Origin of the sequence: Rothia sp. HMSC071F11 (assembly GCF_001809115.1) — a bacterium.
Taxonomy (GTDB): domain Bacteria; phylum Actinomycetota; class Actinomycetes; order Actinomycetales; family Micrococcaceae; genus Rothia; species Rothia dentocariosa.
The window spans coordinates 274,730-275,442 of sequence record NZ_KV795763.1 but is presented as its reverse complement, the minus strand read 5'-3'; the positions used below and the strand labels follow the sequence as shown (position 1 = coordinate 275,442).

General features: G+C 48.1%; 1 protein-coding gene. It reads left to right on the top strand.

Annotated features, from left to right (window positions below; all coding sequences use genetic code 11):
* Window positions 1-617: DUF6318 family protein (locus tag HMPREF2554_RS09145; protein WP_070554867.1), on the top strand; the 617-nt coding region annotated here is incomplete at its 5' end.
* Window positions 618-713: the final 96 nt, after the last annotated feature.

The following is a 713-nucleotide window of genomic DNA, read 5'->3' as shown; positions in this document are numbered from 1 at the left end:
ATGGCGGCGGCGGTTCTGATTCGTCGAAGCGTGACGATTACAGCGGCGAGGTGAAGTTCGAGAAGTTTGATACTTCGGCCGGGAACTATGAGCCTGCAACCCGTGAGCATCCGGCGAAGAATGTTCCGAAACCTATTAAGCCGGATAACCTGAATGATAAATCGGTGGAGGGCTTCTACGCCAACATTGGGTTCATCATGGCTGCAATCCAGTACTTGGGGGGAACATGGAACGTCGATCCGTTATTAGAAACCAACTTCGATTATAAGGACTCTCTCGCGCAGACTATAAAAACATATATAAAAGAGGATTACACTGAGAAAAACTGGACCGATGTCAAGTTCAAAATCTCTTTGGATACCCCTCAACCGACGATCGAGGGCGATAAATACAACTGGAATGGCAAAATAATTGTAGACCGCGGAAATTTTTATGTATATAGTCGCCAGGCGCATGATGTTCCCCAAGATCAGCGTATCAGTGAAGAGGCGGCGACATTTATTGGTACCTATCAGGATGGTAAGTGGAAAATCAGCATTGAGACAAGTAAATCCGCGTCCCCTGGCGCTGGCAGCGGGTCGTCCACTGGTTCCGGTCTGGGCGGATTCGGATTCTAACATCATAAAGCAGAAGGTCTGAACAGAAAGGAAATATTATGTCTGATCAGTACGTTATTTCTCGCCGTTCCGCTCTTGGGGTGATCGGCGCCGGTT